13 protein-coding genes and 3 pseudogenes are annotated in these 15,500 nt (G+C 61.5%); 15 read left to right on the forward strand and 1 reads right to left on the reverse strand.

Features of this window, described 5'->3' with window-relative positions:
• Positions 1 to 94: 94 nt before the first annotated feature.
• Both MET2598_RS41660 and MET2598_RS41665 read left to right on the forward strand, forming a co-directional pair.
• A pseudogene (locus MET2598_RS41660) lies at positions 95 to 379 on the forward strand (IS1182-like element ISMtsp10 family transposase); the annotation flags it as partial.
• Positions 366 to 502 (forward strand): annotated as a pseudogene (locus MET2598_RS41665) (IS3 family transposase); the annotation flags it as partial. The pseudogenes MET2598_RS41660 and MET2598_RS41665, both read left to right, overlap by 14 nt.
• A 68-nt stretch (positions 503 to 570) precedes the next feature.
• On the opposite strand, the gene MET2598_RS38305 reads toward MET2598_RS41665, so the two are convergent.
• A complete protein-coding gene (locus MET2598_RS38305; RefSeq protein ID WP_051086542.1) occupies positions 571 to 1,497 on the reverse strand; it encodes a LysR family transcriptional regulator in 927 nt (308 codons plus the stop codon).
• A 113-nt stretch (positions 1,498 to 1,610) separates the two neighbouring features.
• On the opposite strand from MET2598_RS38305, the gene MET2598_RS38310 reads away from it, so the two are divergent.
• The 13 genes and pseudogenes from MET2598_RS38310 to MET2598_RS0130345 all read left to right on the forward strand — a co-directional run bounded on the left by MET2598_RS38310 (position 1,611) and on the right by MET2598_RS0130345 (position 15,488).
• Complete coding sequence (locus tag MET2598_RS38310) at positions 1,611 to 2,255, forward strand: NodA family N-acyltransferase (RefSeq protein ID WP_085984603.1); 645 nt, start codon at positions 1,611 to 1,613, stop codon at positions 2,253 to 2,255.
• Positions 2,252 to 2,902, forward strand: coding sequence for a chitooligosaccharide deacetylase NodB (gene nodB, locus MET2598_RS38315; RefSeq protein ID WP_051086543.1), 651 nt, complete (start codon positions 2,252 to 2,254; stop codon positions 2,900 to 2,902). Before MET2598_RS38310 ends, nodB begins: the two co-directional genes overlap by 4 nt.
• 24 nt (positions 2,903 to 2,926) lie before the next feature.
• Complete coding sequence (gene nodC / locus MET2598_RS37650; RefSeq protein WP_036270597.1) at positions 2,927 to 4,174, forward strand: chitooligosaccharide synthase NodC; 1,248 nt, start codon at positions 2,927 to 2,929, stop codon at positions 4,172 to 4,174.
• A gap of 350 nt (positions 4,175 to 4,524) precedes the next feature.
• Positions 4,525 to 5,439, forward strand: coding sequence for a nodulation factor ABC transporter ATP-binding protein NodI (gene nodI, locus MET2598_RS38320; RefSeq protein ID WP_051086544.1), 915 nt, complete (start codon positions 4,525 to 4,527; stop codon positions 5,437 to 5,439).
• A 3-nt stretch (positions 5,440 to 5,442) separates the two neighbouring features.
• Positions 5,443 to 6,231 (forward strand): ABC transporter permease, encoded by a 789-nt coding sequence (locus tag MET2598_RS38325; protein ID WP_012333602.1) that lies wholly within the window; start codon positions 5,443 to 5,445, stop codon positions 6,229 to 6,231.
• Between the two features lie 66 nt (positions 6,232 to 6,297).
• Positions 6,298 to 7,050, forward strand: coding sequence for a sulfotransferase domain-containing protein (locus MET2598_RS38330; protein WP_051086545.1), 753 nt, complete (start codon positions 6,298 to 6,300; stop codon positions 7,048 to 7,050).
• 260 nt (positions 7,051 to 7,310) lie between these two features.
• A complete protein-coding gene (locus MET2598_RS0130320; protein WP_026191018.1) occupies positions 7,311 to 8,507 on the forward strand; it encodes an efflux RND transporter periplasmic adaptor subunit in 1,197 nt (398 codons plus the stop codon).
• 47 nt (positions 8,508 to 8,554) lie between these two features.
• A complete protein-coding gene (locus MET2598_RS0130325; RefSeq protein ID WP_018263420.1) occupies positions 8,555 to 11,665 on the forward strand; it encodes an efflux RND transporter permease subunit in 3,111 nt (1,036 codons plus the stop codon).
• 41 nt (positions 11,666 to 11,706) lie between these two features.
• A complete protein-coding gene (locus MET2598_RS41670; protein ID WP_157182288.1) occupies positions 11,707 to 11,880 on the forward strand; it encodes a hypothetical protein in 174 nt (57 codons plus the stop codon).
• 104 nt (positions 11,881 to 11,984) lie between these two features.
• Positions 11,985 to 12,740, forward strand: a pseudogene (locus MET2598_RS0130330) (transposase); the annotation flags it as partial.
• A gap of 74 nt (positions 12,741 to 12,814) precedes the next feature.
• A complete protein-coding gene (locus MET2598_RS43480) occupies positions 12,815 to 12,946 on the forward strand; it encodes a hypothetical protein (RefSeq protein WP_018263422.1) in 132 nt (43 codons plus the stop codon).
• Positions 12,947 to 13,236: 290 nt separating this feature from the next.
• Positions 13,237 to 13,803, forward strand: a complete 567-nt coding sequence (locus MET2598_RS0130340; RefSeq protein WP_012333597.1) for a hypothetical protein — start codon at positions 13,237 to 13,239, stop codon at positions 13,801 to 13,803.
• 1,079 nt (positions 13,804 to 14,882) lie between these two features.
• Positions 14,883 to 15,488, forward strand: a complete 606-nt coding sequence (locus MET2598_RS0130345; RefSeq protein WP_018263423.1) for a hypothetical protein — start codon at positions 14,883 to 14,885, stop codon at positions 15,486 to 15,488.
• Positions 15,489 to 15,500 lie beyond the last annotated feature (12 nt).

Raw genomic sequence — 15,500 nt, forward strand, 5'->3', positions numbered from 1 at the left:
GATCATCCTCCAACTTCCTGAAATCGGACCGGAGTTGGCCATGGCGGCCTGACGGTCAACCCGCCGCCCTCACACGAAATTCCTGACAGTCCCGACGTGTGACGATGGCACCCCGAACCTGATCACCCACGTCGAGACGACGACCGCCGCGGTCTCGGACGACGCGACGACCTCGACCATCCACGCGGCGCTCGCTGCACGGGGCCTGCTGCCCAGGACACACATCGCCGACACCGGCTTCGTGAACGCGGCGCTGTTCGTGGAGGCCCAGGAGCGCCACGGGATCGATCTGATCGGCCCGACGCGGGGTGATCGGCAATGGCAGCGAGGCCGCCATCGCGGCGTGCTCGACGAGCCCGGCACGGGTTCGGCCGCACGCCTCCCTGGGCTACCGCCGGCCCCGGAGGTGTTCGTGCCGGCCTTGACCGCTTGGCCGGCTGCGCTCGCCCGCCCGGCTCCGCCGGCCAAGCTACCCGCGGTGGACAGGCCCACGGTCCACTAACATTCCACTCGGGCCACCCTGTGGGGGTTGATCACCCGTGATTCAGGTACGGGGTAGACTCTGAGCAATCAGGCAGCGTTGCCCGGCGAGCCCACCCTACACGCTTCAAAGAAAAACACATCCCGCATCCAAATACTTGCCGGATCAGAATTATGCAGGGCCGGCCATTGAACGGACTCACAAAATTCAGGAAACGGAAGTGGTAAATCGACGATGCGCAGAGGCAGGATATTTTCAAAATACCTGGCAAGGCTTAATGGTATCGTTCCAATCCGATCAGTTCCCAAAATCATATGCGGTATCATAGTGAAACTCTGCACCACAATGTCTATATGTCTCTTTATTCCATGTTCCAGCAGGAACCATTCTTCCAGGGAAGGCTTTCGCTTGCGCCCGAATTTCGCTACGACGTGGCGCATCGACACGTAGCTATCAAATGTAAGCTGTCGCGATAGCTTGTCGTTCGCGCGGCAGCCTACACAAACAAGTGTGTCAGTGAAAAGAGACGCTCTTGGATGCGCATCCGACAGAAACAATTCTGGGCAGATTAGAAAATCGGCTTCGCCACGCCGAAGAAGTTCGTCAGGGTCATCGGCGAGCTCATGTAACTCGAAGCTGATGTCGGGTGCTTCCGTCGTAAGCCGCTCCATCACACGTCTAAAAAATACGACCGTCATGAAATCAGAAAGAGCGATTCTGAAACACCGCTCTGATTGGGATGGCTCAAAGGTATCTCGAGAAACAATTGCGAGCTGAATATGCAGCAAAGCTTCGCGGACTGGGGCGGAAAGTTCCTCCGCGCGTGGCGTTAAAACGAGTTTGCGGCCCCGCATGATAAATAGCTCATCTCGGAAATATGCGCGCAAACGCGCGACAGCCGCGCTCATTGCGGGCTGGCTTAGGTTGAGACTGCTTGCCGCGCGGGTGAGATTTCTCTCTTTCATCAAAGCGTCGAGCGCAACGAGAAGATTGAGATCGAGGCCCTTGAAGCGCATCTACCCTCCTATCCACCACCCAGATGCGTTACATCAAAACAATCGATTTTACAAATGTGCTGTGGTCCTAGCATACAGGGCGGTGCCAAACTTGCTGGGCATGCAGTCGTACCATGAAAATCAATCCAGATTTTTGCTCTATCTCCCGAACGGAGGAGCATCCGGGTCGTTTGCAGGTGCGATGGCGTCTGTGCTGGGAAAGTGAGTTGGATCTCGCTGACCACGCTGAACTCGCTGAATTCTTGCGGAACGCCTACAACCCGAGCGGCGCGTATAATGCCAAGCCATTTGAAGGCGGTCGCAGTTGGGCCGGTGCTAGACCAGAACTCCGTGCTATCGGCTACGACTCGAAGGGCGTCGCAGCCCACATAGCCGCACTACGCCGCTTCATCAAAATTGGGATGGTTGATTTACTCGTCGTCGAACTGGGATTGTATGCAGTACGTTTGGATCTCCAGGGATTGCGAGTTAGTTATTCGATGCTCGAGCTGTATCCAGCTTTGAAAAACCTGGGTGTCCCTTTCGGGTTTGGCACAGTCCGGCCTGCGCTTCAGAAACACCTCACCAGGCTGCTCGGTAAGGCCGGTTTGGCGGCCACTGTGTCCGGGGTTCGCGTCCGTTCCACTCTCCGAGACATGAGCCTCGACATGCCACCGACGAGAGTCGAGGACCTTCTGATCCTAATTTTCCCCATTCAACTGCCGGTCAGTCATTGGCCGCCAGGTACACTAATTGATCGCAATGGACCAGAACTATGAAGAAATTTAATTGTATATCCGAGGTGTCCACCCGATGGGGTCGAAGCGGAGACCGTTCCAGCGTATATTTGACCTTCGACGACGGCCCTAATCCACATTGCACTCCCGGTATTCTCGATGTGCTGGCGGAATACGGCGTGCCGGCAACGTTCTGTGTCATTGGCGCGTACGCGGCAAGGGAGCCGCTGCTAATCCGGCGCATGATCTCAGATGGGCATGAGGTGGCAAACCACACCATGACTCACCCGGATTTTTCGATATGCGATCCGAATACGGTTGAGCAGGAGATTTTGCAGGCAAATAGAGCGATCCGCATGGCCTGTCCACAGTGTACGTTGCGGCATGTGCGCGCGCCGTACGGAAAATGGACAACGGAAGTAATCAGTATTGCGTCCAGAGCTGGACTTGCGGCTCTCCACTGGTCTGTGGATCCCCGAGATTGGTCGCGCCCCGGTGTTAATGCGATTATAGACAGCGTGCTAAACTCAGTTCGTCCAGGTGCAATCGTGCTCCTGCACGACGGTAGTCCTCCCGGCGACGCAGCTCCGTGCACTCATGTCGGCCCGCGAGAGCAGACCGTCATCGCACTTTCTCGTCTCATTCCGGAGTTGCATAACCATGGGTTCAAAATTTGCCTTCTTCCCTAAGATCACTAAACTGGCAGATGCAAGATGGATAAATTTGCGGCAACCAGCATCGGCGCTGTATCACTATACGCGCTACTCTCGGCGTTCTACAAAGGCGTGCAGACCTTTTATTCTGATCCCGCAACTATTCCGCCAGCGAAAAGGAGTGCTTTCGTCGGTTCGGGTATCATGCCAAGCGTAGATGTCATTGTCCCCTGCTTTAATGAAGATCCGTGTACGCTTTTTGAGTGTCTTTCTTCAATTGCAAGTCAGGAATACAGTGGAAAACTGCAGATATACGTGGTTGATGATGGCTCAGACAACCGCGGCTCATTGGCACAAGTGCACGATGTTTTTGCACACGATCCGAGGTTCGTGTTCATTAATTTGGAAGATAATGTTGGGAAGCGCAAAGCCCAGATTTCGGCGATACGCCGGTCCACGGGAGACTTGGTGCTCAACATCGACTCCGATACGACCGCGGATAGCGATGTGGTAGCAAAGCTCGCACTGAGAATGCGAGATCCATCTGTAGGTGCGGTAATGGGCCAGTTAACAGCTAGCAACCGCCGGAAAACATGGTTGACTCGGTTGATTGATATGGAATACTGGCTGGCCTGTAATGAGGAACGAGCGGCACAAGGTCGATTCGGTGCCGTTATGTGCTGCTGCGGTCCTTGTGCGATGTACCGCCGGTCCGCGCTGCTTCTGTTGATAGACCGGTACGAGACACAAGTTTTTCGCGGTAGAATAAGCAATTTTGGTGAGGATCGGCATCTCACGATACTGATGCTAGAAGCAGGATTTCGAACCGAGTACGTACCAGATGCCTGTGTAGCAACTGTCGTCCCGGATAGACTTAGTTCGTATCTGCGCCAGCAGCTGCGATGGGCGCGTAGTACTTACCGTGACACGCTGCTCGCGCTATATATTCTTCCCAGACTGGACGGCTATCTGACCCTGGATGTGATTGGGCAGAACATAGGGCTTCTATTGCTCACTGTTTCGTTGATCGCGGGAATAGCACAGGTGTTTTCGACGGCCTCCGTCCCGTGGTGGCCGAGTTTAATGATCGTCTTAATGACAATAATTCGCTGCTGCGTAGCATCTGTCCGTGCTCGCCAACTTCGATTTCTCGGCTTCTTGTTTCACATGCCAATAAACATCTTTTTACTGATACCGCTGAAGATTTATGCATTATTTACAATCAGTAATAGCAATTGGTTGTCCCGCGGCTCTCCATACGACGGGCAGAAAAGCGTTTACATAAAATCCGTGACAGTAAGCACATAGCAGCATCAGATACATTCATATCTGGCACCGTTCCAGCGCTCTTTCGCACGGCGGGTCTGACTTATATTGCCTTCTTTATGGTAGCCCTTCGTTGCAGACTGCGGTTGCGAAAGGGGGCGTGCGTAGCGGAAGTGTTTGACGCCGCAGCAAGTGGCTCCGGTGTACTGCACCAGATTGCCCATTTTCTGGTTAAGTATCTAGGTTGAAGCCCAGATTCTATGTTCCAGTAATAGAAGCGCGTAACGATCACCGCCCTCACTGAACCGGCTGGTGAATAATGTCGTTCGGATGCTTATTACACCCGCCAGTGATTACCGTGCAATGCCGCCTGAGAGAGGATGTGTGATTTAATGCCCATAACAGCAATAAATCTTGAAGGTGTGAGGAAGTCATACGGCAAAAATGTCGTTGTCGATGACTTGTCCTTCGTCGTTACACCCGGAGAATGCTTCGGATTATTAGGGCCTAACGGTGCGGGCAAGAGCACTGTCACGCGCATGATCCTGGGCATAGCGCCGCTAGACTCGGGTAGTATCAATGTGTTCGGCGAGCCCGTGCCGGCGCGCGTTCGCTTGGCGCGATCCCGCATTGGCGTAGTCACACAGTTCGACAATCTCGACAGCGAGTTTACAGTGCGCGAGGGCCTTATCGTGTTCGGGCGTTACTTCGGCATGAGTGCTCGCGACATTAAAGCGGTTACGCCGTCGCTCCTAGAGTTTGCCCGTCTTGAGGACAAGGTGGATGCGCGCATCGCGACGTTGTCCGGAGGCATGAGAAGGCGCCTGTCCCTGGCGCGTGCTTTGATCAATAATCCTGAGATGCTCGTGATGGATGAACCGACAACCGGTCTCGACCCGCACGCGCGCCACCTAATCTGGGAACGTCTTCGCTCACTTCTAGCTAAAGGAAAGACGATCTTAATGACTACCCATTTCATGGAGGAGGCCGAGCGACTGTGTGACCGGGTGTGTGTTCTCGACGATGGACGCAGAATTGCAGAAGGTCGGCCCCGCGTACTCATCCAGGAGCAGATCGGTTGCAATGTAGTCGAGGTCTATGGTGGTAATCCGCGTGAACTACGTGCGATAATTGGACCATACGCGCGGCACATCGAAGCTAGCGGCGAGACTCTCTATTGCTACACGCCACATCCAGAGCAGGTTTGCCTCCAGCTTCTTGGGCGCTCGGGCTTACGCCTTCTACAGCGTCCTCCGAACCTCGAGGATGTTTTTTTGCGGCTAACTGGTCACGAGATGGAGAGATGAGCGATGACGGGAGATTTTGCAGCGGCTCTTCCCGCCAATGCGTGGAACTGGCTAGCGGTGTGGCTCCGCAACTATCAAGCCTGGAAGAAAATTGCACCTGCATCAATTCTTGGTAATCTCGCCGATCCAACGATTTACCTGGTTGGTCTTGGATTCGGCGTCGGACTGATGATCGATCAAGTTGAGGGAAGTCCGTATATCGCCTTTCTTGCTGCAGGTATGGTCGCGACTGCCGCGATGACCTCGGCGACTTTCGAAATAATCCACGCGGCTTTCGCACGCATGCACGCCCAGCGCACTTGGGAAGCAATTCTGTATACACAACTCACGCTTGGCGATGTTATTCTCGGGGAACTAGCGTGGGCAGCGACAAGGGCTTTTCTAGCGGGGTCCGGAATCATCATCATCGCGGGCGTGCTTGGCTACGCCGCTTGGCCGTCCGCATTTTATGCGCTGCCCGTCATTGCGCTCACTGGTCTTGCCTTCGCAAGCTTAGCTATGCTTGTTGCTGCTTTGGCGCGCAGTTACGATCATTTTGTATTTTATCAGACCCTTTTTATCACACCCATGTTGTTTTTGTGTGGCGCAGTATTCCCCGTCAATCAGTTGCCGAGCGAGCTTAAAAATTTAACCTCGGTCTTGCCATTGGTCCATTCGATCGAGCTCATTCGCCCAGTGATGCTCGGACGGTCGACCAGCGGTGTCGGCGTGCATATTTTCGTGCTTTGCGCGTACGCGATACTGCCATTTTTCTTTGCGACAGCAATGCTTCGCCGGTGTCTCCTACGGTGACACCGGTTCGGCAAAATAGCCGTAACTTAGGCCTGCAATCGTATGTGTAGTCTAATGGTGCTACCAATGGACAGCCAGATGTCTTCGCATCATCCCTTCGTTATACTGGCAATGCCGAGAGTGGGTACACACTTTCTCGAGGAATTGCTTAACGAACATCCCAACGTCTACAGCAGAGGCGAGCTTTTAAATCAGTATGAAGGCAATTGGCCCGACAAAAGTCGGTTGTTACTTAGCGATCGAGGGCTCCTCGAGGTTGCGTACCTGCAATATACCGCAAAATCTGTCAAGGCAGAAGTGACGCACGTTGGCTGCAAGATCAACGAACCTCAATTTCGCGACCGTCCCGGCATATTTGACGAGCTTGTTGCGTGGCCTGGTCTTAAAGTCATTCTTATGGTTCGCGTTAATGTCTTGGAGTCGCTTCGCTCGCTTGTCCAGGCAAGACAATCTGGCCGTTGGCTGAAGTTTAGCTCCGACGGCGGAGGCGCGCTGCCGCCGCGTGTCCGGCTATCGACAGCTGACTGTGAGGCATACTTCAGGCTTTCTGATTGTTTTAACGCGCGAGTTGTACATTCCTTTGGGTCTGGTGCTGTTATGGTGGTTCGTTATGAAGATGTCACTCGCGATCGGAACGCTTGCGTGAATTCAGTTTGGAGCTTTTTGGGAGTTCGACCGCATCAGCCTTCTGGTTTGACCGATCTTCAACGCCAGGAGATGCGGCCTTTGATAGAAACGGTCCAAAATTTCGATGAATTGAGGCGCTACTTCTCCGGCGGCCCTTACCAGAAATTTTTTCAATCGAGAGATACACGCTGACATTAAAAGCTGCTTTTATCCGCGGCTGAGTTTTTGGTAGGGCTGCGGATGTGGTGTGAGCTGAGACTAACACGTGATCCATTCGGAGAACCGCGATTGGTCGGCGTGAGCATTGTAGAAGCCGGTAACGACAATGCATACGCTATGTTCATATAGCCGCAATGCCGCGCAGCGCGCTGGTCGAGCTGCCGAGCAGCACCACCGGCGGCGCGGCGTTGGGCCATGCGTAGTCTGGTAGCTGCCGACCGGGGTACCCTGTCATGTGTCGCCGCAGCCGCCTCGCTTGGCTACTCGCCGTCATGTGCCTGGTGCCGGCGGCGACGGGCCATCGTACGTTAGAGACCGAGGTACCCGTGCCCCCCGTCACCGTGGTGGTGGCGGCCGAGCGCGAGATCGTCGAGCGCACGGTGGTCACCGGCACCCTGGTCCCGCGCGACGAGATCATGGTCTCGCCCGAGATCGAGGGCTGCCGGATCACCGAACTCCTGGTCGAGGAGGGGGACCGGGTCGCCAGGGGCGCGGTGCTCGCCCGCCTGTCCCGGGAGATGATCGACACCCAGCTCGCCCAGAACGCCGCCGCCGTCACCCGGGCCGAGGCCGCCGTGGAGCAGGCCCGCAGCACCATCGTGCAGGCCGAGGCGGCGCAGGTCGAGGCGGCCCTGGCGCTGGAGCGCACCCGGACCCTGATCCGGACCGGCAACGCGACCGAGGTGCAGATGGAGCAGCGCACCTCGGCGGCGCGCTCGGCGGAGGGGCGGCTCGCCGCGGCCCGCAACGGGCTCTCGATCGCCGAGGCCGACCTCCTGCAGGCCCGGGCCCAGCGCAAGGAACTCGACCTCAAGCTCGCCCGCACGGAGATCCGCGCGCCCGAGGGCGGCATCGTCAGCCGCCGCACCGCCCGGATCGGCGCCACCGCGAGCGCGACCGCCGAGCCGCTGTTCCGGCTGATCGCCCGCGGCGAGATCGAACTCGAGGGCGAGGTGACCGAGACCGGCATGCCGCGGCTCAAGCCCGGCGCGCCCGCCCAGCTCGACCTCGACACGCCGGACGGGTCCGTCGGCGTGCCGGGCCGCGTGCGCGCGGTCTATCCGGAGATCGACCGCGCGACCCGCCTCGGCAAGGTGCGCGTGCGCCTCGATCCCGATCCGCGCCTGCGCATCGGCGCCTTCGCCCGCGGCAGCGTCGAGGTGGCGCGCCGCACCGGCGTCGCGGTGCCGGTCGCCTCGGTGGTCTACGGCAATGGCGGCGCGACCGTCCTCGTCGTGGCGGGCGACCGGGTCGAGGCGCGCCGGGTCCGCACCGGCCTCTCGGCGGCGGGCTTCATCGAGATCCGCGACGGGGTGCGGGCCGGCGACGCCGTCGTGGCCCGGGCCGGCAGCTTCCTGCGCGACGGGGACCGGGTCCGCCCGGTCTTTCCCGCCCAGCAGGTCAGCGCCGACGCCCTCCCGCGCCCCTGATCCACGGCGCCGACGGCGCCCGCCCCCGCCGCCGAAGGACCGACCCGATGCGCCTCAACGTCTCCGCCTGGGCGATCCGCAAGCCGATCCCCTCGATCGTGCTGTTCCTGGTGCTGGGGCTGCTCGGGCTCGTCAGCTTCCGCACCCTGCCGATCACCCGCTTCCCCAACATCGACGTGCCGCTCGTCTCGGTGTCGATCAACCAGCCGGGCGCCGCGCCCTCGGAGCTGCAGACCCAGGTCACGAAATGGGTCGAGGACGCCGTGGCGGGCGTGAAGGGCGTCAAGCACATCACCTCGGCGATCACCGAGGGCAACTCGGCCACCACGGTCGAATTCCGGCTCGAGGTCAACACCGACCGGGCGGTGAACGACGTCAAGGACGCGATCGCCAAGATCCGCATGAACCTGCCGCGGACGATCGAGGAGCCGATCATCAACCGCGTCGAGATCGCGGGGCTTCCGATCATGATCTACGGCGCCTCGGCGCCCGCCATGACCCCGGAGGACCTGTCCTGGTTCGTGGACGACGTGGTGGCGCGGCAGATCCAGGGCCTGCGCGGGGTCGGCGGCGTCGGGCGCCTGGGCGGCGTCAACCGCGAGGTGCGCGTCACCCTCAAGCCCGACCGGCTGCTCTCGCTCGGCATCACCGCCGCCGACGTGAACCGGCAGCTGCGCCTCACCAGCGCCGACATGGCGGGCGGGCGGGCCGAGCTCGGCGGCCAGGAGCAGTCGATCCGCACCCTCGCGGCCTCGGCGAGCCTCGACACGCTCGCGGCCACCACGATCGTGCTGCCGGGCGGGCGCAAGGTGCGCCTCGACGACCTCGCCACCCTGACGGACGGGGCCGAGGAGCCCCGCGTCTTCGCGCGCCTCAACGGGGAGCCGGTCGTCGCCTTCGCGATCTCCCGTGCCAGCGGCGCCAGCGACGCCTCGGTCGCCCAGCTGGTGGCCCGGAAGATCGACGAGCTGCGCGCCGCCCACCCGAACGTCCACTTCGACCTGATCGACACCTCGGTCACCAACACGATCGGCAACTACGAATCCGCCATGCACGGCCTGATGGAGGGGGCGGCCCTGGCGGTGCTGGTGGTGTTCCTGTTCCTGCGCGACTGGCGGGCGACGCTGATCGCCGCGGTGGCGCTGCCGCTCTCGGTCTTCCCGACCTTCTGGGCGATGAGCGCCATGGGCTTCTCGCTCAACGCGGTCAGCCTGCTCGCCATCACCCTCGTCACCGGCATCCTGGTCGACGACGCCATCGTGGAGATCGAGAACATCGTCCGGCACGTGCGGCTCGGCAAGTCGCCCTACCGGGCCGCGATCGAGGGCGCGGACGAGATCGGCCTTGCGGTCATCGCCATCACGGCGACGCTGGTGGCGATCTTCGCGCCGGTGAGCTTCATGGGCGGCATCGCCGGCCAGTACTTCAAGCAGTTCGGCCTCACCATCGCGGCCGCGGTGTTCATGTCGCTGCTCGTCGCCCGCCTGATCACCCCGATGATGGCGGCCTACTTCATGCGGGACCACGGCCACGCCGAGGAGGCGCCCGGCCCGGTGATGCGCACCTACACCCGCGTGGTGGCGTGGTCGGTGCGGCACAAGTTCGTGACGCTGGTGGTGGGCCTCGCGCTGTTCGCCGGCTCCCTCATGTCGACCAAGCTGCTGCCGGCCGGCTTCCTGCCGAAGGAGGACGCGGCGCGCACCCTGCTGGTGCTCGAATTGCCGCCCGGCGCCAAGCTCGACGACACGATCGCGGTCTCGGACCGGGTGGTGCAGAAGATCCGCGCATTGCCCGAGGTGCGCTCCGTCTTCGTCGATGGCGGGCGCCAGCTCCCGGGCAAGAAGGAGATCCGGCTCGCCACGCTGACGATCAACCTGACGCCGAAGAACACCCGCACGCGCACGCAGGGCGACCTTGAGGCGGCGATCATGGCCGCGCTGCGCGACGAGCCCGACATCCGCTACTGGTCCCTGCGCGAGGGCGGCCAGCGCGATTTCACCCTGATCGTGGCGGGGCCCGACACCGAGGTGGTGCGGGACGTGGCCGAGCGGATGCAGCGCGAGGTCGCGCAGGTGCCGAACCTCGTCAACGTGATGTCGACCGCGCCGCTCGACCGCACCGAGCTGCGCATCCGCCCCAAACCCGCGGTCGCGGCCGATCTCGGGGTCTCGACCGACACCATCGCCGAGACCGTGCGCGTCGGCACGATCGGCGACATCGGCGCCAACCTCGCCAAGTTCAACGCCGTCGACCGGCAGATCCCGATCCGGGTGCAGCTGCCGGCCGAGGCCCGCGGCGACCTGCAGGCGCTGGAGGCGCTGAAGGTGCCGACGAAGACCGGCGCCGCGGTGCCGCTGACCGCGGTGGCCGACATCAGCCTCGGCCGCGGCCCGACCGCGATCGACCGCTACGACCGCGCCGTCCGGGTGGCGCTGGAGGCCAATCTCCAGGGCTCGGACGCCCTCGCCGAGGCGATCGCCAAGGCGCTGGCGACCCCGGCCGCGACGAATCTGCCGCCCGGGGTGGAGCTGCGCCAGACCGGCGACGCCGAGGTGATGGGCGAGGTCTTCGAGGGCTTCGCCCTCGCCATGGGCGCCGGCCTGATGATGGTGCTCGGCGTGCTGATCCTGCTCTTCGGCTCGTTCCTGCAGCCGCTCACCATCCTGTTCTCGCTCCCACTCTCGATCGGCGGGGCGATCCTCGGCCTCCTGATCTTCAACCGGCCGATCTCGATGCCGGTCGTGATCGGCATCCTGATGCTGATGGGCGTGGTGACGAAGAACGCCATCATGCTGGTGGATTTCGCCGTCGAGGAGATGGCCCGGGGCGTCGACCGCATCACCGCGATCACCGATGCGGGCCGCAAGCGCGCCCGCCCGATCGTGATGACGACGATCGCCATGGCGGCCGGCATGGTGCCCTCCGCGATGGCCCTCGGCATCGGCGGCGAGTTCCGCTCGCCGATGGCGATCGCGGTGATCTCGGGGCTGATCGTCTCGACGCTCCTGTCGCTGCTCTTCGTGCCGGCGATCTTCGTGCTGATGGACGACCTCGCCCGGCTGTTCGTGCGGCTGTTCGGCCGCTTCGTCGGGGTGGTGGACGAGTTGGAGCCGCAAGCGGCGCGGCGAGGCGAGGTAGGTCTTCACGAAAATGTCTAGTGCCACCCCGGCCTTGGCGCGAGTGGGTGAGAGAGACAATCATGGCTAACATGACAGTTGCGGATGTCGCTTCAAAACCGCTTCTCGGGTTTAAGCTTGATGAGCGCATCTGGACCAAGCCGGCCGACGCCATTCTCGATGCCGTCAACGGCAACGCTGCACCATCCGTGTCGCCGATCGTGCGGATATCGGGCATCGTGAGCGCCCTGGGTTAGCAGATCGAGGGAGCGGGCCGGGCCTCGGCACTCTGGCGGAGGAACTCCCGGGGTGAGAGCATGCGCAAACCGGAGTGCGGGTGGACGGTGTTGTAGTTCTCGAACCAGCCCGGCCGATGCCGGATGCCGCGCTGCTCGAGGAGATCCGCGCCACCCTCACCGGCAGCCCCTTCCACGGCGAGGGTCACCGCAAGGTCTGGGCGCGCCTGCGCCACACGGGCGTGCGCACCTCCAAGCGCCGCGTGCTGCGCCTGATGCGCGACCATGATCTGCTCGCCCCGTCTCGCGTCGGCGCGCCGCGCGGTCCGCGCACCCACGATGGCACCATCCTCCCGGAGGCGGTGGACACGATGTGGGGGACCGACCTGACCACCCCGTGGACCGGCGAGGGGCAGGTCGCGGTGTTGGTGGCCGTCGACCCCTGCTCGGCCGCGTGTGTCGGCATCCATGCGGCGCGACGGGCCACGCGCTTCGAGGCGCTGGAGCCGATCCGTCAGGGCGTGCGGCAGCGCTTCGGTGGCTTCAGCGCGCGGATCGCCAGCGGCTTGAGTGTCCGGCACGACCACGGCAGCCCGTACCTATCGGATGATTTCCAGTCAGAATTGGCGTTCCTGGGCATCGCGAGTTCGCCCGCCTTCGTGCGGGCGCCGGAGGGGAACGGCTGCGCTGAGCGGTTCATCCGCACGCTCAAGGAGAACCTGCTCTGGGTGGAGCGCTTCGACACCGTCGAGGATCTGCGCCGCGCGCTGCTGGTGTTCCGGGAGATCTACAATACGACGTGGCTGATCGAGCGGCACGGCTTCCGCCCACCGGCCGCTATTCGGGCCGCGCAGCTTCCACCTGCGGCTCTCGCCGCATAGGGTTCAAACCGGTGTCTCACAATCGGCGGGCGGTACAGGCGCTCCTGCTCCTCGGACGCATCGAGGCCTCGCGCATGCAGGTCGGTGACGAGCCGGACCTGCGCCTCGCGCTGCCCGACGCCTTCATCGCTTATCCGATTCACCTCCGCGAGCGTCTCGCGCGGATCGGCATCAGGGCGCTTGGCGGCCATCGGGCATTCGGCTGACGGTCGGCAGGTGCCATTATGCGCGATCTAGCCGCCTCAGAGTACTATCGCACGGGCGAAGGCGGGGCTGTCAGCACCCCACCTGCCCGGCGGCAGCACGGCATCGGCTAGGGCTCCTCGTTCCTGCCGCGGACGGCCCAAGACGGCACCTTGTACCTCCTGCGCCTCGGATCTCGAACTCGCCGTTCGCAGCCTCACTGTTGCATGCTGCGGTGCAACCGGGGTCGTAGCCGCCCAGTTCAGAGGAAGGCGCTCATCCGGCGCCGGAGCCGATCCCATCAGGAGCCCTCATGGACACCTCGCCGCTGCCGCCACCCGCGTTCGAGCCCCCTGCCGTCCTGCTCTCGGGGCCGGTCGACTATGACATGTACCGGGACTTCCGCCGTCAGTTCGAGCAGGCCTCGCAGAACCTCGTCGTGGTCGAGCTGTCGACGCTCGGAGGCGACCCCGAGGTCGCACGCATGATGGGCGAGGACATCCGCTACCACAGCGAGATGAGCCCGGACCGGCGCTTCGTCTTTCTTGGCAAGGCAGCGATCTACTCGGCCGGTACGACCTTCATGAGCTTCTTTGTTCGCGCCAACCGCTACCTGACCCGCGGCACGCGGCTGATGATCCACGAGCGCAAGCTCGCGAAGGAGCTCACGATCAATGGACCGCTGACCACCTGCATCGCGACTGTGAAGGCGACGCTGCACGAGATCGAAGCCTCGATCGCGATCCAGAACGAGGGCTTTGAAAACCTGATTCGCGGCTCCCAGGTCACGATGGAAGAGCTCCTGCAGCAGGCTCCGTCGAACTGGTACATTGAGGCCGAAGAGGCGAGATCGCTCGGGCTGATCGAGGCCGTGCTCTGAAGGCGATGCGCCGTATCGAGAATGGCTGAGGTACAGGTTGATCCCCTGAGCCGGTCCTCTCTGGCTGTACCGGCCAGCCTCAGTGACCAGCTGGGGTAGCCGCTCGCCCTCCCCTACTCGGCCTTGCCAAGGGCCTCAAGAGAGCATCAGCGCGGGGCTCAGCATGTGCGGCAGCTGGCTCACGGAATGCGACCCTTGGGCCCGTCTGAAGAGCGCCAAGCGGACTGGATTCGTGTTGCATCCGTGTTGCATGGAGCCGCCGACGCTCGGTTGTAACCCATTGTAAATTCAGGAGTCGTGTTGCACGCCGTTGCAACACGGAAAGGGCAAGGGAGGGTCATGAAAAAAGCCCGCCAAGTCATTGACCGAGCGGGCAAAATCTGTGGTGAGCGCGCTGGGACTCGAACCCAGGACCTACAGATTAAAAGTCCTTTGCTCGGAAGTGGCCACGTCAGAGTTCCGGTTTCGAAGATTGCGTACTGACTAATTCTGAGTGCCGAAAACATCGCACTTACAACCCAATGGCCATTATGCAGAACCGCAGATCATGCTGCACAAACAACTGTGGATTGGAAAATTTTCAGAGGCCATATTAGGCTTCTGGCGCGCCGCCGGCGAGGGGTTTTGCCTGATTTTTTGCAAATTAGGCAATTAAGATTGGTTTTTAATTTAGGCAGTTCAAATATATGTATAACATCAGACGCTGTTGAGCCGAGCGAGGGTACTATCTCCCGCCCTGCCCTGATCAACCCCATCGCCAGAAAGACTAAACTGGTTGTCCGCACGCCTATCATGCCGGTATATGCCAGCGAAATCCTGCGTATCTCCTGGTCAAAACTTAGAACTACTACAGCCGCGATCTCTTATATGCGCTTCGAGGCCTAGCGAATCGCTTCAACGCCGCTTGTTGGCCTTTGTCGGCTCTGGCTCGAGCAGTCCGCGCGGGCTGCAGATACGCTGAGCGCAATCCGGCGATCGGAGGCTAGCCCCCTCAGCCCATCGAATGGAAATTTTCCCGTGGACGTGCGACCTGCGCTATGCGATAGAGTCCACAGGGAAACCTCCCGTGGAGAGATAGCGTGAAGGCCAAGCAGTTCGAGGGGCAATTGGCGAAGCTGCTGGCGGTCACGCCCTCAGAGGTCGACCAGCGCGTTCGGCCCCTCCGCGAGGCCGGCGAACTGCCGTCCGTACGAGGACGGCATGCCCCGGAGATCGAACCCGCGCTCGCCGCCATGATGCTGCTCGCGATGGTGCCTCGGCGTGCCGGCGACAGCCTCACGGTTATGCGGAGGGCGTCCGCCCTGCGGTGCGTGAACGGGGATGAGATCGATACGCAGCTTGCGACGCGGCTCGCTCATCTCCTGTGCGAGCCTGAAGAGAGCTGGATGAAGCGGCTGATGGTCGCTGGCGACGGCTCGGCTGCTTGGATGCTGACGGCGAAGCCTGGGAAGCCGCTCGCCGAATGGCTGTGGGTCGATCACAACAAACGGGAGGAGTTCCGCACGTCCGGGGCCGATCCCGCCAAATTCGGCTCGACGTATCTCGGCTGGCGTTTCGTAATGGGCGGCCCGGCGCTTCAGATGCTCGGCCAGTTCCTCAAGTTCGCCCCGCCGACCGTGACAGCCACTTGGGGCGCACCGGCGCCAGCTGACGCGAAGCAGCATCGCACTCCCGTCGAGGTGTGACATGGCAGCGAG

The sequence above is a fragment of the Methylobacterium sp. WSM2598 genome (genome assembly GCF_000379105.1).
Taxonomy (GTDB): Bacteria; Pseudomonadota; Alphaproteobacteria; order Rhizobiales; family Beijerinckiaceae; genus Methylobacterium.